This window comes from Dictyobacter formicarum, from assembly GCF_016587435.1.
Genome location: NZ_BNJJ01000002.1, coordinates 423,393 through 444,518 on the forward strand (window position 1 = coordinate 423,393; position 21,126 = coordinate 444,518).

18 protein-coding genes are annotated in these 21,126 nt (G+C 47.6%); 7 read left to right on the plus strand and 11 right to left on the minus strand.

From position 1 onward, the window contains the following. Positions 1-54 precede the first annotated feature (54 nt). From JMI88_RS04370 to JMI88_RS04380, 3 genes are all read right to left on the minus strand, one after another. On the minus strand, positions 55-288 hold the full coding sequence (locus tag JMI88_RS04370; RefSeq protein WP_373323762.1) for a mycoredoxin: 234 nt from the start codon (positions 286-288) through the stop codon (positions 55-57). Between the two features lie 133 nt (positions 289-421). Beyond that, positions 422-1,666, minus strand: a complete 1,245-nt coding sequence (locus JMI88_RS04375; RefSeq protein WP_201360513.1) for an NAD(P)/FAD-dependent oxidoreductase — start codon at positions 1,664-1,666, stop codon at positions 422-424. Between the two features lie 154 nt (positions 1,667-1,820). Next, positions 1,821-2,573, minus strand: coding sequence for a hypothetical protein (locus tag JMI88_RS04380; RefSeq protein ID WP_201360514.1), 753 nt, complete (start codon positions 2,571-2,573; stop codon positions 1,821-1,823). Between the two features lie 263 nt (positions 2,574-2,836). On the opposite strand from JMI88_RS04380, the gene JMI88_RS04385 reads away from it, so the two are divergent. Next, on the plus strand, positions 2,837-3,460 hold the full coding sequence (locus JMI88_RS04385) for a hypothetical protein (RefSeq protein WP_201360515.1): 624 nt from the start codon (positions 2,837-2,839) through the stop codon (positions 3,458-3,460). Positions 3,461-3,552: 92 nt separating this feature from the next. Here the strand turns inward: JMI88_RS04385 and JMI88_RS04390 are convergent, their stop codons facing one another. After that, positions 3,553-4,398, minus strand: coding sequence for an aminotransferase class IV (locus JMI88_RS04390; protein ID WP_201360516.1), 846 nt, complete (start codon positions 4,396-4,398; stop codon positions 3,553-3,555). Positions 4,399-4,457: 59 nt separating this feature from the next. Continuing rightward, positions 4,458-4,871, minus strand: a complete 414-nt coding sequence (locus tag JMI88_RS04395) for an EVE domain-containing protein (protein WP_201360517.1) — start codon at positions 4,869-4,871, stop codon at positions 4,458-4,460. 323 nt (positions 4,872-5,194) lie between these two features. Between JMI88_RS04395 and JMI88_RS04400 the strand changes: the two genes are divergently transcribed. Both JMI88_RS04400 and JMI88_RS04405 read left to right on the plus strand, forming a co-directional pair. Beyond that, complete coding sequence (locus tag JMI88_RS04400) at positions 5,195-5,536, plus strand: DUF4342 domain-containing protein (RefSeq protein ID WP_201360518.1); 342 nt, start codon at positions 5,195-5,197, stop codon at positions 5,534-5,536. Between the two features lie 146 nt (positions 5,537-5,682). Continuing rightward, complete coding sequence (locus JMI88_RS04405; RefSeq protein ID WP_201360519.1) at positions 5,683-6,156, plus strand: DinB family protein; 474 nt, start codon at positions 5,683-5,685, stop codon at positions 6,154-6,156. Positions 6,157-6,276: 120 nt separating this feature from the next. Here the strand turns inward: JMI88_RS04405 and JMI88_RS04410 are convergent, their stop codons facing one another. Together JMI88_RS04410 and JMI88_RS04415 are read right to left on the minus strand one after the other, a co-directional pair. Next, a complete protein-coding gene (locus tag JMI88_RS04410; protein ID WP_201360520.1) occupies positions 6,277-8,760 on the minus strand; it encodes a DNA gyrase/topoisomerase IV subunit A in 2,484 nt (827 codons plus the stop codon). Between the two features lie 15 nt (positions 8,761-8,775). After that, positions 8,776-10,872: a DNA gyrase/topoisomerase IV subunit B gene (locus JMI88_RS04415; RefSeq protein ID WP_201360521.1), complete on the minus strand. Its 2,097-nt coding sequence runs from the start codon at positions 10,870-10,872 to the stop codon at positions 8,776-8,778. Positions 10,873-11,582: 710 nt separating this feature from the next. Between JMI88_RS04415 and JMI88_RS04420 the strand changes: the two genes are divergently transcribed. Next, entirely contained in the window at positions 11,583-12,311 is a 729-nt protein-coding gene (locus JMI88_RS04420) for a zinc ribbon domain-containing protein (protein WP_201360522.1), read from the plus strand. Positions 12,312-12,334: 23 nt separating this feature from the next. Here JMI88_RS04420 and JMI88_RS04425 read toward each other — a convergent pair whose 3' ends face one another. Beyond that, positions 12,335-12,619 carry a J domain-containing protein gene (locus tag JMI88_RS04425; protein ID WP_201360523.1) on the minus strand — a complete coding sequence of 95 codons (285 nt, stop codon included), beginning with the start codon at positions 12,617-12,619 and terminating at the stop codon, positions 12,335-12,337. Positions 12,620-12,979: 360 nt separating this feature from the next. On the opposite strand from JMI88_RS04425, the gene JMI88_RS04430 reads away from it, so the two are divergent. Beyond that, entirely contained in the window at positions 12,980-14,137 is a 1,158-nt protein-coding gene (locus tag JMI88_RS04430; protein ID WP_201360524.1) for a YihY/virulence factor BrkB family protein, read from the plus strand. Here JMI88_RS04430 and JMI88_RS04435 read toward each other — a convergent pair whose 3' ends face one another. Further along, positions 14,138-14,455 carry a hypothetical protein gene (locus tag JMI88_RS04435; protein WP_201360525.1) on the minus strand — a complete coding sequence of 106 codons (318 nt, stop codon included), beginning with the start codon at positions 14,453-14,455 and terminating at the stop codon, positions 14,138-14,140. Positions 14,456-14,515: 60 nt separating this feature from the next. Between JMI88_RS04435 and JMI88_RS04440 the strand changes: the two genes are divergently transcribed. Beyond that, positions 14,516-17,434 carry a sensor histidine kinase gene (locus tag JMI88_RS04440; RefSeq protein ID WP_201360526.1) on the plus strand — a complete coding sequence of 973 codons (2,919 nt, stop codon included), beginning with the start codon at positions 14,516-14,518 and terminating at the stop codon, positions 17,432-17,434. A 36-nt stretch (positions 17,435-17,470) separates the two neighbouring features. On the opposite strand, the gene JMI88_RS04445 is transcribed toward JMI88_RS04440, so the two are convergent. Together JMI88_RS04445 and JMI88_RS04450 are read right to left on the minus strand one after the other, a co-directional pair. Further along, positions 17,471-18,937: an acyltransferase family protein gene (locus JMI88_RS04445; protein WP_201360527.1), complete on the minus strand. Its 1,467-nt coding sequence runs from the start codon at positions 18,935-18,937 to the stop codon at positions 17,471-17,473. A 202-nt stretch (positions 18,938-19,139) separates the two neighbouring features. Next, the gene (locus JMI88_RS04450) at positions 19,140-20,309 is read right to left on the minus strand and encodes a hypothetical protein (RefSeq protein ID WP_201360528.1); all 1,170 of its coding nucleotides are present in this window, start codon (positions 20,307-20,309) and stop codon (positions 19,140-19,142) included. A gap of 330 nt (positions 20,310-20,639) precedes the next feature. On the opposite strand from JMI88_RS04450, the gene JMI88_RS04455 reads away from it, so the two are divergent. After that, positions 20,640-21,074 (plus strand): SRPBCC family protein, encoded by a 435-nt coding sequence (locus JMI88_RS04455; protein WP_201360529.1) that lies wholly within the window; start codon positions 20,640-20,642, stop codon positions 21,072-21,074. Positions 21,075-21,126 lie beyond the last annotated feature (52 nt).

Sequence of the window (21,126 nt, forward strand, 5' to 3'; positions counted from 1 at the left end):
TAGCAAACAAAAAGCTCCTACCATCAAGTAGGAGCTCATACCTGCCAGCTTAACTTATTTTGCCAGTTCAGGAAACTTGGAAGCCAGATCACGAGCATCAGGCTCAACCAGTACAGATCCGTCTGGAAAAATGATGGTTGGAACTGTGCGCGCGCCACCATTGACTTTCATGACATAGTCAGCAGCCTGCTCGTTTTCCTCGATATTAATATAATCATAGGCAATACCATGAGAATCAAACCAGCGCTTGGCAAATCGGCAATCACCACACCAGGTAGTAGCGTACATGGTAATCTTTTGTTCTGTTTGTGGAGTCTCTATAGTAGATTCAGACACAGTCTTCTCCTTAATATGCTCTGAGTGAGTTGAATATAGCTTCTGCTATTTCTAACACTCATCTGGGTATGCTTATTCCCATTATTTACTTGATGCTTACCGCCACGGGTTTATTGATGCGCTCTAACATTTTGTCGAGGAAACGCTTGCCGCCAGTCGCGATCAGGGAAGGGTTTCGCGCCAGAATGCCCATTACCAGGCTAGCGGTAAAATCACCACGCAAAGCCTGAGCCGCCTGAGCCGGAGTGAGTCGTTTTAGGAGATCTAGCGAGCTATCCCACTGTGCATCGCTATATGCTGTGATATGCTTGTTAATCATATAAGCGATATCCATGTCGCGCGCAAAGCGAGCGTGCCAGCGCTGATCAAAACGCGCCAGGTATGCTCCCGAAGTATCCCCCACTTTGACGGCTTCTGCCGCGGTCTCTCCAGCCATCTGACCAGAATAGATAGCAAAACGAATGCCTTCACCCACCAGCGTGGAACCATGCCCACCGGCATCTCCAGCCAGTAACAGACCATCGCGTGAGAAACCTGGCAAAGCGCCTTCTGAGGGGAAAAGACCTGTATGATATTCCAGGGGGCTGGCACCTTTGAAACGTTCAGCGAGCTGCGGAATATCGTGCATAATGCGGTCCAGGTATACACGAGCGTCCTCGTCATTATCAGGATGAATCACGCCAACACCCAGGCGAACACGACCGTTGCCTCGAGGAAAGGCCCAGGCATATCCCTGCGGCGCAAAGGCGCTCCCCATAATCAGAAATAATTCATCTTGAGGATAGTTAGGGGCATAGAGATCATATTCTGCCCCAAATCCATAGCGATGAAATGCTCCACCCATGTCTGCGCGTACACCGATATGGCGCGAGAAGCCGGAGGCATCAATGGTGACATCGGCGTGCACAGTTATGCGCTCGCTTACATGGGTCTTTGCCGTTACGCCAATCACACGGCCCTGTTCGAGCAATGCCTGTTCCACCGTATGGCGAACCCGCAATTCTGCACCAGCGGCTACTGCGCGGGCGGCGAGATGCTGGTATAAACCACGAATATCTACCACACAAGCAACAGCGGGATTGTACTGGAAAGAAACTTCACGATGTGGAGTTAAGAAATAAACTGTTTTGACAGGATGATACAGGTGTTCAGGTATCCCAAGTGCCTGCATATCCTTGATCCAGCTCCCACCACTGGTATGAATAGGGTAACCAATTTCGTTCTGACGCTCTAAAACCAGTGTGCGAACGCCTCGCTTAGCAGCAGCCTCTGCAGCCGCTAAACCAGCAGGTCCACCGCCCACTACGAGCACATTATAATCGTCTGACATGGAAGTCCTTCTTTAGGAGAATGATGCATAAAGAGAATATTACCGATGATTACCATGAAACATTCAAGGAAACCAACTAAGGTATGTTTCTCGCTCTTATCGTGGTTAGTATAGTCGAACTATGACAGACTGTCTACTCTGCCAGACAAGACACCTATTGTCTTTTGATACAGCCTGCATTGTATTCAGGTCGCGTACCAAGAGGATCTATACCGTCCCAGGTCCCGTAAGACGCCAGTGGACGAAAGCGCGCGAACATTTCCTCTTTGTACCATTGCTCATTTCTTGTTCGTCGAATGACGTCAGCATGCGCGGTGGGCCCATAAGCAAATTGTTTCATCGGAGGCAATGTAGACCAGATACTTAATGTTGCTTGATAGAATAATGGTGCTTCTCCAACACCAACGGAGTGTAGTAAGGTCTGTTGTTGTAGGAGTTGCTCTGCTACCGCGGGCACCGCTTGCAGAAATGCTTGGACCCTACCCGGGCGTATCGTTGCTCGGGTCAGAATAATCCATGGGTCTGTCTGCGGAGGAGGAGCGGCTACAAACCTTTGCAGTGGATCATGCCCACCCCACTTACCATGCCAACTGACAGGCAACATATGCACGGTCCAGGACTCTTCAGAGCGTTGGTAGATACGCCTCATAACTGCCGAAGTGCTTTCAAAGCGCCGTAGATCCTCCAGCGATCTCCAAATAGTAAACAGGGCATAGCGCTGCAGGTCTGCATGTGGATCGAAGACGCATCCCTGTCCCACACCAAGCAGGCGCCAGAATTGTAAACCAGGGGTGTGTGCTAATGGCCAGCGATCAAGGCCTAAATGTGCCAGGGCCCGCACACTCTCCTGACGTGGATAACGGGCCAGGGTAAAAGCTACTACCGGTTCGTGATCAGCGATGTTCATACAGTATTCTTTTCTCTACAAAAGGTACGCAGATACATTATTCTATTATGTCTCAAGCCGCCTATAAGCTGCCTGGACAGGGCTAGATTTTATTTGACGTTAACTCGTAAACATGCTATAATTAGAACAAGATTTCGAACACTTACGTATACATCTTCTACGCATTTTTCATTCTTCGTTCCTTGTATGTTCTCCGTTTTTACTGACTCAAAAAAGAATTCCCTTATAGGACGTTACACATCAAACAAGGGGAGCAACGTATCATGAGTATTTTGCAAATTACCCAGACTATTCATATCATGCCAACGCTTCTACCCAGATCTAGCAAGAATACTTCTCAGCTTACGTTGCCAGGTATGGAAAATGAGCCTGAAGCGGCTCCAAAAATTACGAATCGCCAGATCGCAGAGGTACTATCCGAAATCGCAGATATGCTGGCTGCTCAGAACAGTAATATGTATCGTGTTCAGGCGTATCGCAACGCTGCCCGCGGCGTCTTAGAGCTTGAAGAGCCGGCAGCCGATATTCTGGCCCGTGGAGAACAGTTGCCGATAGCCGGACTCGGTACGCGCTTACGAGGGCGTATAGCGGAGTTAGTTGAGCTGGGCACAATAACAATTAATAATGGATTTTGTATGGAAACACTTCCCCATGGGGTACGTACATTGATGGCGGTCGAACATGTCGGACCCTATACCGCTATTCGGTTACATCAGGAATTAGCGATCGATTCGGTCGAGAAGCTATGGTGGGCGGCCCGTCAACAGCGTATTCGCCACCTGCCAGGCTTTGGCCCCCGCAGCGAGGCTCGTTTGAAAGCGGCTGCCGAGCAACTTCTGCCCAAAAATAAACTCGCTAATGATAATGCTCCACAGGGTGCGGCATAAATTAGATCAACGCAACTACAGCATTGGAGGCGATGCATTATACATCTGAACGTGCAGGTGTATAATGCATCGCTTTCTTCATGTCAACATAATCACTTAAATGTGCCTTGTTCTACCAGCTCAATAAAGTGCTGCTCCAGTTCGTAAGTGCGGACCCCGGGTTTTCCATCACCAATCACTATGTCATTGATCTGTACCACTGGCATAATCTCTTTTGAAGACGAGGTAATAAATGCCTCGTCAATGCTGCTGAGTTCGTGGAGGAGAATGGGGCGCTCTTCGACAGCAAAACGCTCACGCGCTAGCGCTAAAACGACATTCCTGGTCACTCCGATCAGGACCTCTGCTTGAGGTGTAATCAGAGTGTCACCACGAAAGACAAAAAAATTGCTTCTGGTGCATTCCAACACATGACCTTGTTCATTGACAAAGAGCGCATCGCTGGCTTGCTGTTGGGCGGCCTCTTTTAGCGCTCGAATAGCCGAGACGTAATTAGAAGTTTTGGCCTCGGGCATCATACGGGTGAGATGGGTAGTGATTAGTTTACAGCCTCGTGCAAAGCGCTCCATATCCCGCTCAGCCAACTGCGTGACCATGACGGCCAGGCTGGATTGACTGGCAGGTAGGACACCATCTTCGCTGATGCCACCTGTCACCAACAAACGTACAGTTGCATGCTCATAAGCATTGCGCTGAATGCTCTCAAGCACAATATTTCTCAAAACATCAAAAGAAAATGTAACATCTAATTCAATCAATTGGGCCGAGCGATATAAACGCTGCAAGTGCTCATCCAGATGAAATGGACGGCGATGATAGGTGCGCAATGACTCAAAGACACTATAGCCGCGCAGAACCCCCACATCGTTAATTGAGATGCTCGCTTCATGTGGGTGTACCCAGTTACCATTGACATACCACCATGCCTGCTCATCCATAGCTCTCACCTCTTTCTCTCAGGCTTTTGCCAGCCTCTCTATGTAAATCTGGATCATAATCAAGCCAATTCATTGCCTGGATAGTGCTCCTGGAACCAGGTCACAAATGTATCGGGTACACCCATGGTTGAAAGCCTGCTTTGACGTATCAGGCTCCAATCGTCGAAAAGATGCGTCTCTTTAATTGTTTTCAGGGTAACCGGTTGTTTAAACTGGCGCACAAATGCCATGTCGACCACCCAGCTTTTTGCATCCTGGGCATCTGGACGCGGTTCAGATATCACCCGTGCCAGGCCAACGATCGCCGCATCTCCCATACTATGATAAATAAAAACCATATCACCTGGCCTCATAGCCTGAATAATACGAACAGCCTGAGCATTACGCACCCCATCCCACACAGTCTCTTTCTCCAACGCAAAGCGCTCGATTGCGTATGTCTCTGGATCGGTTTTTGCTAAAAAATACGCCATTTCATTTCCTTATCTGCATCCTCACGCTTCTCTCATCAAGTCGTGAGAACGTGGTGTTCTATAATCCCATCATAGCAAACAAAAATACAGGCGTATAGCCAGTACAAAATAAGTTCACATAAATATATCAATTTATCTAACTTAAAGTCGCTCTGTTACGTATACAAGGTGTAGTCAACAAAATGACGGCCTTCATGTTCATCGTAAAACAAACCAGGCGCCGGTTGCTTCTACGAGGATACATCTGTTTACACATGTACTAAACATTGTTGAAGAATTCTATCGAAGCGTTATTGTTTACGCATATAAGGAGAAACTTTAGTATGACTCAGACAGATCCAAATCTCGAACAGAAATCAGGCTATGGAGTAGAGGAATTACAAGTTGTCGGTGAACAGCTATTGGCCAGGGTAAAAGAGCTTGTCCATGAAGGCAATGTTCGCCGCATCATCATCAAGCAGGATGGGCGCTCGATCATCGAGTTTCCGCTGACCCTTGGTGTGGCCAGTATCGCGATCGCTCCCGTCTGGGCCGCTCTGGGCGTACTGGGTGCATTGCTCGGCCAGTGCTCGATCGAAGTGGTCCGTACAGATGCACCGGCCGCTGATACGACCAGCGCTCATAGCGTTGAGGAGGTAAAACTCGACGGCGGCGCAACCCTCTAACCAGCAGCAATCACAATAAAAAAAGCCCTCGCAGAAAACTATTGATCTTCTGCGAGGGCTTTTAATTTGGATGGTGAGTATAGCGCACAATATTATATAATGGCGAGGTCTTCATACTATTGTATAATGGAAAGGATACCCCATATATGCCCGTCGCTACGCGTGAACAGATAGAACAATATGCAGCTATCCCAGCACAGGTTGCCAGAACGATCGAGGGACTGACAGAAACACAGTTACAGCAAACGCCCTTTGATGGAGAATGGAATATCCATGAGGTTATCATTCATCTAGCAGATAGTGAGGCGGTTGGCTTCTGGCGGCTACGCAAAACACTGGCGGAAAGAGATTCTATTCTGGCCGTTTATGATGAGGATGCCTGGAGCAAGACACTTTTCTATCGCCAACAGGATTACCGTCTGGCGTTACAACTATTCGCAGCTCTCCGCGCATCCAGCGCGGCCTTACTCGAACTTCTTCCTTCCGAATCGTGGGAGTTGACCAGCACCCATGCTGAGCGTGGCAAACTAAGTCTTTACGACATTTTCCAGACATATGTAGAGCATGGAGAAATCCATCTCCAACAAATAGAGCGCATTAAACAAGCATTGACCCAATAACACCTTTGCGGACGGGCGCGCATGCGCGCCCGTCCGCAGGTGCGTAGCGTCAGGGGCCGCAGGTGCGAAAAGCAGGGAAATCAGACGTTTCTCTATATTTACCCTCTATGTGAGAGGAGTTCACAGCTTGATAATTCTATGGACTGGTCCAGTAACAATTTCTTCACCTGTGTGCGGTCGCAAAAAGGTTTTAATATTCGCAGCCTTCACGACAACAGCCTGTTCATTCTTACCATTCGCTACGACAATTAAGAATGTGTCTTCTTCTTGCACCAGCATGGTTTGCACAACATGGTCCTCAGCGGCCAATTCTATCGTCAGGACGCCAGCGGTCGCTCGCCCTTTCTGAGCAAACTGGCTGATGGGTACCTTTTTGGCTCGGCCACTTTCGGTAATGACGAGCAGGCTGGTCACGCTAAAGATGTCGCGATCAGCTTCAATCGCTGGTTCGCTGTCAAGGTAAGAGGCGCTTACGACTGTACCTCCCTTGTTCAGGGCAATCGCAGCAACGCCTTGCCCACCACGTCCCTGGCTGCGCAGCTGCTCATCACTAAAGCGTAGCGTCAGGGCATTGTCGGTTGAAACGATATATTCTCCTCGTCCATAGGAGATCAAAGCGGTAGCCACCATGTCACCGTCGGCTAGCTTCATATCCTGGATGCCATCTACATCAGTTGCCTTATATTCACTCAGGGGAGATTTCTTGACCTTACCAGAGGCGCTAAAAATGACCAGGTAACGATCCTCGTCGTAGGCGTCAACTGGTAGCACGCTGACAACCTCTTCATCTGGTGCCAACTGCAGCAGATCATGTATGAGCTCACCCTTATTTGAGCGTGTGGTCACTGGAATGCGATGCGTGGCTATCTGACATACCCGGCCACTTGAACACACGCACAACAGGTAGTCCTGAGTCGTCGATGCAACGAGTTGGCGTAGCTGTTCATCTCCCCGTACTGGTGTATAGACAGTATTGCCATTTTTGCCTTTCGGCTTGTAGGTGTCTATAGGCAAGGCCTTCAATGCATTGTTACGGGTAAAGCCGATCAGCAGAGGTTCGCGCTCATGTAGACTCTCAACTGTTTCGATTGGAGTCAGCACGTGGCTTTCAGCATCAATGATTGTGCGCCGCTCATCACCAAATTGTTTGATTAACTGCTGCATCTCTTTTTTCAAAGCGGCAATCAAAACTTTGCGGTCAGAGAGCAAGCGCTGTAGTTCTTGAATCCGTACCTGGAGTTCTTCTCGTTCTCGTGCGTATTTGCTGCTATCCAGACGTGTTACTTGAGACAGAGTCATGGAGGCAATGACGTCTGATTGTATAGCGGTAAGCTGATAGCGCGCTTCGATCTCTTTACGCGCCGACATCCGGTCTTCAGCCTGTTGGAAGATCTTGACGATCTGCTCGGCATTAGCAGCACCAATCACCAGGCCTTCGACTACGTGCAAACGTTCCTGAGCCTTGCGTAGATCATACTGCGCGCGACGGGTCAATACATCGATTTGATGCTCATTCCAGTAATTAAGTAATTCAATTACACCCACTTGCTTCGGCTGTCGACCAGGCTGCATCGGCTCACCAAAGAGAAAAACCATCTGGAATGATAACGCGATTTGCAGATCTGTCTCTTTGAAAAGTTGCATCAATGTCTGCGCGGCATCAGCATCTTTGCGCAACTCTAGCACGATACGCGTGCCTTTTTCGGTATCACTTTCATCCCGTAGATCAGGCATTAGACCTTCGAGCTTGCGCGCATTGATCGCTTTAACAATTGAGGCTTTAAGCTTGTCACGACCAATGGGAGGAATCTGAGTGACAATCAACGAACGACTACGCGGCGTCTCTTCCAGCCGCACATCCGCACGTATGATGATGCGTCCCTTGCCGGTGGTGAAATAATCTTTAATGCCTTCAATACCAATGACACGACCGCCCTGGGAAAAGTCTGGACCCTGAATGTATGTCATGATCTGTTCAACAGTCATGTCGGGACGATCTAGCAGAGCAATGCAGGCTCGCATGACTTCGCCCAGATTATGTGGAGGAATATTGGTGGAAAGTCCAACGGCAATACCGCTTGAAGGATTGACAATGGGCGGAATGCGGCCAGGTAAATAATCCGGCTCTTGCACTTTGGGATCTTGCTTGTAGGTAGGATGCAAGGGCACGGTATCGCGTTCAATGTCCGCCATCAAGGCTTCCGCCAGAGGCGAAAGCCGCATTTCAGTATAACGATATGCGGCGGGTGCATCCCCATCTTCACTACCCATATTACCCTGACCCTCGATCAGGGGGTAACGCAGGGTAAAGGGTTGCGACATACGAGCTGCTGCTTCGTACACTGAGACGTCGCCATGAGGATGATAGTTACCAAGAATCAGTCCAACTACTTCAGCGCTTTTGACAGTTGGCCGTGATGAGAGATAACGCGCATCGAGCATACCTGCCAGAATACGTCGCTGCACAGGTTTAAGACCATCACGAGCATCTGGTAGAGCACGGTCAGTAACTACCGAAAGTCCATACGTCGCAAAGGCTTGCGACATAATAACGGAAAAATCCTCGCGAATAATTCCAGTTCCTGAAGAATCTGTTTCAGTCATATTACGAGCCATCTGTTATACGTCCAGTTCCTTAATTTTGCGGGAATGTTCGGCCAGGAATGTGCGTCTACGCTCCGCATTCTTATCTTCCATCAGTTCGGCAACGAGCCTGGCAGCCAGAACGCCATCTTCCATAGTGACACGCTTGAGCATGCGCCTTGCAGGGTCCAGGGTGGTATCACGTAATTCTTTAGGATTCATTTCACCCAGGCCTTTAAAGCGCTTGAATTCAAGATTCTGTGCGTCTGGATGCAAGCGAACAAATTGTAGCCGTGCCTCATCATCTAATAACCAGTGAACCTTATTTTTGTATTTTACTGAATAGAGTGGAGGACACGCGATATAGACATGCCCTGCTTCGATCAGGTCACTAAATTCTTGATGAAACAGCGTTAAAAGCAGACATTGAATGTGCAACCCATCCACGTCGGCGTCAGTGGCGATAATGATTCGACTAAATTTGAGGCGACTGATATCAAATGTATCACGAGTACCTGTGCCTAATACATTGATAATGGTGCGAATTTCCTCGTTTTCGACAATACTTTTCAGGTCAGCTTTAGCAACGTTCAGTGGCTTCCCTTTAAGCTTTAGCACAGCCTGGAAATCTGAAAAACGCCCCTGACCCGCGCTACCGCCGGCCGAATCACCCTCAACGATAAAGAGCTCAGCGCGTGAAGCATCACTGGTATTGCAACGCAAAAACTTCTTTGACAGACTGGTATCGATCAGTTCGCCATTCTTTTTGTTACCCGCCCGCGCCAGTTCTTCTACCAGTTGCGCCTCGTTACGCGCTTTCTGCATTTGCTGGATCTTCTTTAACCACTCTTTTCCAGCACTGACATTGGATTCAAACCAGTCTTTGAGGCCCTCGTCCACAACGGAGCGCACTAATCCTTCTACCGGAGCATTGTTCAAACGATCCTTGGTCTGCCCCTGGAATTGTGGGTTGGTAAGCTTCACCGAAATGACGACATTTAAGCCCTGCTGGATCACTTCTGGTCGGAAACCATCGCGCTCACGATTTTTAATGATGTTCCACTTCAACGCATAGTCATTCACGACCTTGGTAAGTGCTGCCTTAAAACCAGTTTCATGCACTCCGCCATCACGTGTTCTGACCGCATTGGCGTAACTGTACATGGAGATTTTATAGCCAGATGTTGGTTGTAAAGCGACCTCGACCCGCACCTCATCTTTCTCTTTCATGATGCTGATGACATGCTTGAATAATGGTGTATTGGTGGTGGTTGCCAGGTCGCGTACATAATCGGGCAAGCCATCACGCGAATAAAAGACGCGCTCAACCTGCTCGTTGGCAGCGTCATCCCACGCATTGAGATGAAAAGTAACACCGCGATTGAGATAGGTTGCAGCTTTGAGACGGCTCTCTAATGATTCCAGCGAATAATAGACATCCGGATCAAAGATAGCACTATCGTACAGCCAACGTAACCGGGTGCCATGGAGTTTAGGATCACACGGAGTAATCTGGTGCGGCATGGCCGTTCCGCGACTAAATGTTTGAGAAAATTCCTGACCATCTTTCCAGATCGTCAATTCCAGTTTTTCAGATAGCGCGTTAATCACCGTCGAGCCAACACCGTGCAATCCCCCTGCAGTCTTATATGCTCCTTCAGCAAATTTACCGCCAGAATGAGGTACCGTCAAAATTACGGTGGCTGCCGGCAAATATTCACCCTGGTAAAGCATGGGATCAAAGGGCATACCACGCCCTTCGTCACGAACCGTCACCCACCCATCCCGATCAATCTGGACCCAAATATGCTTACCATACCCCGTAACCGCTTCGTCTACAGCATTGTCTAATGCTTCCCAGATCAAATGGATCAGCCCCGAGGTAGACGTAGAACCGATATACATGCCTGGGCGATGTCGGATGGCAGCAATACCTTCAAGTACCTGGATATCTGCCGATGAATAGGTTGTTGCACTCTTCTTGGTGCGCGTCGCTTGCTTTGCTTCTAATTTATTTGAAATCATTTCTTCAGTATGTTCACCTGTTCTCCTGGTAGCAAAGAGAGAGAGTTGCTCATGCTTGGCATCTGACTCATCTCGCGTAGGAGGGAGTGCATTGGGGGAACGAAACATCTACCCTTATACCTCTCTTCAGAATGCTTTAATTGCTTATTCAGCATACAGCCTTCATTCCTGAAAGTCAAGATGGGATTGGACCAAAAGTTCTAATTCCCATGAAATTTTTGAGCATCCGTTCGCAAATGGTATGTAAGACTCTATTCTTGTCTTCAAAAATGAAAGTGGAAATATTTTCGTGAGCTTATGCTATTTCCGCAACGTATACTTCTATTTAGACGCTTATAGACAGGAAATCTACTCGCTGACTATACTTTCGGTCTATTTACCTCTTCATCATATTCCCAATTGTTTTTCCTGCGCAATCAATTATAAGTACGCTTAATTCTCTTATACTCTCTCACTGTAAGTAAAGATTTTCAAGTAGGAAGAGTGGCCTGGAAACAAGATTTTATGTATAGGCACAATAAGCTTTCTCGGCCAATGTCTCTCTGTCAGCCGTTCAAAATATGCGCTTCTGCTTCCCTGTGTATCCACCTGGTAGAAACTTAGGGAAGCTCAATCACTGGACGCGGCACTGGAACATTATAAAACGACTTTGCAAATGATCAATAGTGCTACCCCTTTGGGCTATATGACCGCAATCTATCAGGATAGCCAGTAACTATCACACCACTCTGGCAGACGACACGCACGCCAATTAAGTGCTATAGTATACATTAGTTCGTTCTTACTACAATATTTCTGGGAGCAAGGGGGTCAACATTATGAAACCCATTGTTGGTCAATATGAATGCGTGCATAGCTCTGGGGTTGGCCTGGATTACTTTACGTCCCGCATCGATCGACTTGTACTACAATCAAATGGCAGCTTTGTGATGACAACACAAAGTCAGAGTCGTGCGGCTAATGCTGCCCAGTCGTTGCTAAAAGGACAGCAGGTCTCATCAGCGGCACCTGAAACACGTCTGGAAGGCACATATACCCAGCAGGATTTGTTGGTATATCTACAGTTTAATAACAGTGGCAGCGAACAGGCTCATCTTACTCCTGATGGCTCTGGCATACAGATTGGTCCCAATTACTTTACGAAAGTTTCAGACTCTACACTGTTGCCGCCTACCCATAGGCTGCAAAAAGATATGGATGATATTGCTAAAGGATTGAAGATCGCCAGTACGCTGGGCGGTATGGCCATTAAAGCGGCTAAAACCATTCAGGGAACCATCCAATCAGTGCAGGAGTCTAGTAGTCAGCATCAGGCACCAGCCGGACCATCACAGCCAGCAGGATCTCCTCAGGCTGCTCCTGCGCAGCATTATTCACCCTCTGCGCCGGCCGCTACCCCTTACCAACCACCAATTCAACAGCAAGTTGCCAATCCCACGCCTACTCCCTCACCAGGCCGGCCCGAGGCAATCTTCTGCGATCAATGTGGGGCACGCTGTCGCCCTGGCAAGCGTTTCTGCAATAGCTGTGGAGCACGCCTGGCATAACAAAACGGCTTGATCTGCCTATCTTATCTGGCATGCTCTTTCGCCAGATATTCATAGGCGGCAATAATGCGCTGCATTTCTTTGGGATCGCCACCACAGTCAGGGTGATGGCGCTTGGCCAGTTTGCGATAGCGTCGCTTAATCTGTTCCGGGGTTGCATTGGCGGGTAATCCCAGAACAGCCAGGGCTTGTTGCCGCAGCAAGATTGGACGCGCAGGATTTGCACCGCTCTGCCAGAAAGCACGAACCCCTATTCGTACCGCATCCCATAATAAAAAGACAAATGATTTAGGTGGTTTTGAGCTCATTTTCTTCTTTTCTATTCATTGGGCAGATACAACTGATACATATGCCTATACTATACGCTATTCTCCAGCACAATGAAACGCCTGTCCAGGATCGACCGTAAAATACATAGCAGGAATAGAAGTTCTATAGTATCGGATTTGAGTAAACACCTGACTAACTGGCTGGCCTGGCATTGAATGCTATATAACTGGCTATTTCTGTAGCTGAAATACCGTTAATGCAATGCATTATTCCAGATAATCTTTTAACCAGCTGTAAGTGAGGTGTTTTTCATGGCAAGTGAGAATTCTACAAAAGATAATTCACGCAAATCAAAAACAACAAATGTGATATCCACGGCCCAAAAAGAAAGTAGGCCATTGCAACAATTTTTCCGTAAGTTCAGTTACGATTGGGCAATGACTTTTTCGGGTGCGCTCGCATATAGTTTATTAACCGCTATGCTGCCAATTGCCATCGCCCTGGTGGCTATTTTAGGCTTCATCTTTACCGCTATTCCGGGCACGCAATATAGTGCAAACATACTTGATGCGCTCAAAGGTATCCCTGGCCTGGGTTCTGCACAGCAGGACCTGCTTCGAAGCGCTACAAATAGCCTGGCCAAGTCGGCTGGCTTTCTGGCTATTATTGCGGTTCTGCTGGCTCTATTTGGCGGCTCACGCCTCTTTGTGGCCATGGAGGGGTGTATGAGCATCGTTTATCGCGTGCGCCCTCGACCTTTCTTAAAGCAAAACGCGATCGCAATCGGCATGATGTTGATCTTTACTATACTTATCCCCATTATGGTCTTTGCCGCAACGCTCCCTTTAACTTTACTCAATCTGGTCAACAATAATCCTTCATTGAAGGCCATTCCATTTCTATCAACCCTCGCTGAGAACGCTATAACGGCTCAGATTGGTGGCTACATTGGTGGCTTAATCGCAGCGTTCCTGCTGTTTGAAGCTATCTATGTAATTGTGCCCAATCAGCGTATCAGTATTCGCAATAGCTGGCAGGGCGCCCTTGCAGCGGGCGTTTTACTGGAAATCTTTATTGCGCTTTTCCCTGTCTATACAGCTCGCGCCATGGGAAACTATCAGGGACAAATTGGCTTTGCTGTCGTGCTGCTGGCGTTCTTCTACTACTTCGCGGTTATCCTGATGCTGGGTGCCGAGGTCAATGCCTTCTTCTTCGAGAAGATTCGTCCCTTACCCAATAATCTGGCCACTTTTGTGTGCACAATGGCTGGCAAACTTAATCAAGATCGTCCAGATGCAGAGTCGCCTACTCATGTCGATACGGAACCAACTGAACGCGCAGACTCTATACACATTGCGAGAGTACGTCAGGAGGAGGAGCAAAATCAGCGGCATAATATGCAACGCCAGCAAGAAATTGCTCACCAACATATGAAGATGACGGAACATAAAGATAAAAATAAACAACCAGGTAAGGGTTCAACTACACTGGCCGTGGTCGCGGGATCATTGCTTGCTATGGTAATTGAAATGCTCCGTATTCGCAATGGCAAATAGCTATTGCGCTACTTCTTCTGCCAGACCGGGTCGACCCAGCCCATAAGCTAAAAGCGCGGCCCCCTGTGCCGCCTCAAAACCTGCTAGCTCGGCCTCGGTCTGGGGATAGTGAAAAAAGCGATAGCGATCAGCAAAGTAGCACTCATCCAAAGGTATGGCCCTGGCGCTTATACCCTTTACTCCTGTCACAACCTCAGGCAGCGTGAAATCCCATTGACCGCATTGACGCATTTCTTGACGCGAAGTAGATGAATCTGCTACACTTTGACTCAACAAGACAAAGCCTCGTACAGACATGATTTGCAAGGTTGCTGGCAATAAATTTCCCTGTACCTATGCTTATATAGCATTTCTTTTCTTAATAAGAGGTCAACATATATGCAAAGTAAACGTTCCTTATCCACTGACAGTCAGGAGCAGAACCGCCTACGCAAAGCTTTGCGCGAAAGTGAACTGTTACGAGAGTTAGCAGAATTACTGGCCTCTTCTTTGGACCCCACGCGTATTCTACAGGTGCTTGTAAGGCGCGCTACCGAGGTTTGCGATGTCTCCCGCTGCACAGTCTGGCTCCTCGATGAGTCCCATACCAGATTCCTCCCTTCCGCTTATCATATGTCAACCCAGAACATTAAAAGCAAAGTATTGCAGGCCGCTGACCGCGTGTGGCGTCATAGCTCAATCGCTTTTGATAACTCTGTTATTCAGCAATTGTTGCATGAAAACGGTTTGCTCTCACTCCATGATCTCTCCACTGAGATAACGCTCTTGCCGCTGGCAGAAAAATTCTTTGTGCGCTCAGTACTATTGGTGGCTCTTATCAGAGAAGATCGGCCCGTTGGCATGATGTCTCTTGACAATCCAGGGCAATGTACAGAATTCAGCAATGATCAGCTACAGATGGCGCGCGCGATTGGTCAACAAGCCGCGGTGGCAATCGATAATGCGCGACTTTATCAGGAAGCCCAAATAGAGCGTAAGCGTGCGGAACGATTGATTGAAAGAGCACAATCTATTTATCAAGTAGCCATGGCGGTCAACTCTGGTGACGATCTTTCAGATGTGCTTGAAATTGCCGTCCAGCATCTAACACGAGGACTCCACACGGACCAGGCTGCCATCGCTTTACTAGAACAGGATCGGCTCGTACTTGCGAATCGATCCAGCCTTGCGCTCGTGTCTAGTGCACCTCCCTCATTACTCACAACCTTTGAGAACTGCTGTGCAACGATCAAGCAACAAACCCCTCTATTTATGTACCATGAACAGCTGACGCAGGAGGAACAGTCCTGGTTTAATCATCTGAGCATGACCAACATTTTGATTATTCCGTTGCTAGTCGGAGGTACTCATCACCAGATAGCCCATCAGCCGGAATGTGTTTCCAGCCATGAAAAACATTGTGTTGGTTTTGCTTTCGTCAATTATCGTCAAACATCAAAACCACCTTCCTCAGGATATATTGCCTTTGCGCAAGATATTGCCGCGCATTGCGCACTTGCTATTGAGAAAGCACGCCATTTAGCCGAGTCACAACGAGTAGAAGCTCTTGCCAATGAACGGGCAAATACCCTGAATGCGGTGTTTAATGCCATGACCGAAGGGTTGATCGTGTGTGATGCGGATGGCAAGGTCATGCTCAGCAATGAAAATGCCTCGCGCTTCCTGGGACTCACAGGCAAAACGAAAAAACAACTCGCGACCTATCTGCAACATCATCCCGTATACACATTAACAGGTCAACAAATTGCCCCTGAGCACTTTCCGCTTACCAGGGCATTGCATGGCGAACGTGTCCGGGGCGAACGTTACCTGGATACGTCCCACGATGGGGCCGAGCATGCCATTGAAGTCAATATTGAACCGTTGCTCGATAATGATCAGAAAAAAATTGGTATCGTTAGTGCCTTTCGCGATATTACCGAACAGGTCAGGGTTGAGCGCCGCATCAGACGCGCCCTCGACACGATGCTGCACGCAGCCGAAGCAGTTTCTGGTATTACCAATATCAAAGAAATTCTCTATCGCGTACTCGCTATGACGTTGACTGCGCTCAACTGTGAGCGTGGAGTGGTTCAAATCTATCAGGATGAGCAACAAGAGTTTGTCCCTCTTCTCTCAATTGGCTTTACAGAAGATGAAGTGCAGTCCTGGTTAAGTGAACAGGCAGGCTGGTTCTCACCAGGCGCTAATCAATATAACGGTTTTCAAGAACAACTGAAGGATGGTCATGCCACCCTCTTCAGTGAAGAGCATGTCATATCAACGCTGGGAAATTCTGAGATCATCAATCAGACGCTGGTGTTGGCTACTCCTATCACGCACAACAAACACCTATTAGGAGTGATGCTGCTTGATCGCTCAACATACTATAAGAAAACAACAACTCACTTTCCTGGTGCAACCCGACCTCTAGCAGCACCAGGGTTTAACGCCTGGGATATGGCTGTGGTCGAAGGCATTGCTCAGTTTGCAGGCCTGGCTATTGAGCAGACCCGCTGGCAACAAGAGGCTGAAATTGCTCGTACCAATGAAGCAACCATGCGCGAATCCAACGCGCTTAAAGATGAGTTTTTAGCTATCACTGCACATGAGTTCCGCACCCCATTGACTATTATTCTGGCTCATAGTCAGATGATGTCGCGCTTGCTCGGTAAAGCCGTTGAAGTCGTTCCCGAATTGAAAGAGCGCCTCAATGAAAGTATTTCGTACATCGAGGAGCAAACACGCCAGTTGACTAATATTGTCAATACATTTTTAGAAGTAACGCGGCTCAATCGTGGGCAGATCGAGCTCAATTCAGAAGAGCTCAATCTGGCAGATCTGATTAAGGAAACGGTACACAATCAAAGCACGACTTCTGCTATTCATCACATTAGCTTGAGCATAGGAAAAGCGCACAAACCATATATGATCCAGGGAGATCGCGCACGATTACAGCAAATTTTTGTTAATCTGCTCCAAAATGCCATCAAATATAGCCCCGATGGCGGCCCAATTACCATCACCATGGCCCAACGCCAGCTCAATAATGAAGCTCCACATATCGAGATAACGATTGCAGATAAAGGCATTGGCGTTCCGTTGCAAGCACAACAACATCTTTTTGAACGATTTTATCGCGCTCCAAATATTGGCAACAGTCAGACCCGTGGTGTTGGGCTCGGCCTCTATGTGGTAGCAGAGTTTCTACATCTACATGACGGGACCATCGAGGTAGAGAGTAGTGGTATCGCGGGCGAAGGTAGCTGTTTCACAGTCAGATTGCCGCTTTTCGAAAAAAATAGCCAGTCAATATAAATATACATCCAACAAAGTAGACATTAATGTCGCAATCTATACCACGTTTTTTGTGCTTGAGGAGCCAGAGAGCACCGCTGGAACGTCTTCCACGGCCGCTGGTTCTGCGATGGGGGCGATCTTTATCTTTTGTGGCGTGCGCTCAATGAGTTTACATAATTTCTCTCCCAGACGCATACCTGGTAGCTCCACCCAGCGATAAAGTGTAAACGCCAGCGGGATCGTTGTCACATCCACCCACAGGACATAGACAGTATATTGTGCAGTGACATTCCAGCCCATGTTCTGAAATTTTGGTAAGAGCATGTAAAAAAAATAGATTACAAATGGATCATGCCACATATACAAACTGAAAGAAATAAAACCAATCCAGCGCAACGGTGCCCACTCCAATGGTCGCTGGAGCCAACGCGAACCATGGAGGACGGCAAATAAAATAAAACCGTAGGCGAATGAAAAACCATCTTGCATAACAATATCTCGATAACTTTCCATAAAATTTTGATAGGGATCAAGAAAGTGAAAGGAAAGATGAATCATGTAAATGACGTAGTAGTGCCAGATATTGACTGCAAACAGCAAGACCAGACCTGCTCCAAGTATCAATGGGCAGAAACGCGATATACGGCCCTTTAAATTGGCGGCGTTGGGCGCAGAATGTAGGTATATATACAACATACACACGGACATACCAATCGCAAAAGATTCAAAAAATTTGCCAACCGTACCAAAAATATAGGGTCTGAGCATCTGAGCGAATTCATGTGGAATAATGGTATCTAGCTGATGGGTATCAGCCAGCTTGAACCCCCAGTAGCGCGTAATAAAACCCCACATCCACAAGAGAGCTAAACAAAAGCTTAACTTACACATGCGCAGGCGAAGAGACCCTCCGCGTACCAGGCGTCCTATCAACCAGGCAATTAATGGCAAGACCAGATAAAATTGAACCTCGATCGCCAACGTCCAAAAAGGCGCATTCAACTGTTGATAGGTAGCAGGAAAGTCCATACGAAAAGTCAGAAAAAGGAAAAGCTTATCCCAATTAGCAGCCCGTAAATATTCAGGGCTGAGGTAAAGAAGCATCAAGAAGAGGGCGACATAATAGCCTGGGAAAATACGAAATATGCGACGTATATAAAAACGTTGCCATGAGGGCCAATCGCTATCAAATAACATTGCTTTTGCATAAGGTAAAAAAAGGAGAAATCCTGATAGCAGAAAAAATAGGAGTACGCCCGTCTCACCAATTAAAGCCAGAGAACTTATCATAGCCCCAAAATTATCTAAAAAAGGGGACCAGACATGAGCAATATAGGCCCGTAGATTCAAATGAAAGCTGACCACACCCAGACATGTTAGAGCACGTATACCATCTAATGCATAAATAGTTTTCTTCTGTTTGCTGTCCTCAAGCGAACAGGTTACAGATTGACTCCACATTTGTATGCTACTAACAAGACTGTTGGTCACCTCCGGCAACGACGTATCCCTCCTCCACATCTCAGCGCCATCCTTTTGTGTGGTCAATGATCTTTCGCAGCAATTTTCCGCTTTATTTTTATTTTAAAATACACGAGAAACTTTATTTTGCCCTAAAGAATATTTGAGAGGCCGACAAAATACAGTAAAAATAGGGGTTAGTGCTGCGACTAACCCCACCCATGCCACTATTTACTACATATCATCCAGGTGAACAACTTACTTAAAAGAGTTCACCCAGCAACACAATATAATTAAAAGAAGTACGCATCGAGGTAGGCGCCGTTAGATGTACAGTAAATCCTACTTGCGGCTGCAAAGAGATATATTGAACAACTACAGGGCCCGGATTTGAAGTGAGCGTGACCATTACCACGCTGGATGCAGTGATATGTGGATTGGCAACAGTAGCGTCTCTTTGTCCACATTCAAAAAAATCTGTCCCTGATAGGCTTCCCTGAGTGGCTCGCTTCATCACTCTATCACAGGTCCCCAAATGGGGCGTTTCCTTCTCAGCCACCGATACACACAGGGGTTGGTTGCTGGTAGAAGGCTCTCCTTTTTTTGTGCCTACAGTGGGAAGATGTACACTGGTTGAGCCTGCTTCCTCACGCCGCGGAGAGAGCACAGGAAGGTGCATACCTGTAGTATTACCATCCTCCCGTTCAACGAAAGCTCTCTGTCCTTTTTGGTCAGCAACCTTATCACTACCTCTACCATTAGTTGCCCGCGCCGCCTTGTTCTTCTGCGCAGCAGGATTTGGAACTACTTCCAGACGAATTCTTGTGGTCCGACCAGCCAGGCGTTGTCGACCCTGTGGCTCCTTTAAAGGTGTCGGGGACTTTTTCGCCTCTTTAGGTATCGAGCCAGTTGTTGAGGCAGTACAAACTTCTACATCTGCAATAGAAGCCAGGGCAGAGGCTTTCGCGCCCATTGCAACTGGCTGAGTACAATCTGAATGAGTGGATACCAGCGAAGGCGCCTCTGCCGCTGGAACAGGACCGTTAAAGGCAACAAAAGACGAGGTTAGACGTTGCGCAAAGCGCATCAGTATGTTCGTATTTTGTGTCGCGGTATCGAGCTTCCTCTCTTCCACCTCACCAGAAGAAACAACGGTATATGAGCTTGCATCAGCAAAAGCATCTTCTTCAGTATGAATTGCTTCTATCGCCCTGGATTGAAGGCGCAAGCGGGGTAGAACAAGCGATGGCTCATGGACTGACCGTGTAAAATTTGTCATTCCATGCTCATCGTCCTCTGACCAGCCTGATTCTCCTGAAGAAGCGTCCCCCAATGTTTCCTCAACAGAAACAGAGAGGCCTTGCCGCTCCCGTGCCACACGAGATAGCCATGCTTGCTGATTTTGCTCATTATGTTCTTCATTCAAAATCATCGCAGCTCCCGATATATAACACATTTTTTGGCATATACGATACACGTTGAGATACACAGAGGCATTATAGCACAGAAATGAATACTTACTGCTATCTATAGCACATTCACCTTATTAGCGTTAAAAACTTGTAATTAGAATATATCTTAAAGGTATGAGAAGCAGACTAGGAAATTTGGCATATTTGCATTCACACACTTGAAAGTATCGGGAGAAACCGCTACAATAATGCCTGATCGGATAGATCGACACGAACGCATTTATATGCGTTCGTCTCAACAGACGTGGTGGGACGTCATATTTCAAAAAAAGAGGAAGGATTTTTCCTACATGAAGCTCAGCGGAACACATAAATTCAATGCGAGTAGCGTTCAAGTATTCAATGCGATTCTCAATCCTGAGGTACTGAAAGCAAGCATCCCAGGTGCAAATAGTGTTAGATATGAGAACCCTAACACACTCTATGTTGAGATCACTACATCTCTGCCCGGCCTGCGCGGACCATATGGACTCAGTCTTAATATTGTGCGTCGCCAGGATCCCAGCGATCTCGAACTGCAGCTCCTGCGCCAGGGTAAAGGTGGTTCTATCAATGCTGTTGCTCAGATCAGCCTGGTTGACGAGGCTGATGGCGCCCTGCTCACCTACAATGGCAATGCAGAGCTCGAAGGCCCCATTGCTATCGCCAGCAACCCACTTGGCCAGGGCATCGTGAAGAGTTCTCTCAGCAGCTTCTTCAAAAATCTGGAAAAAAATATCGCTTAATATCCATTGTAAGCGTGCTTTACACAAAAAGCCAGCAGCATATCGGTACAAC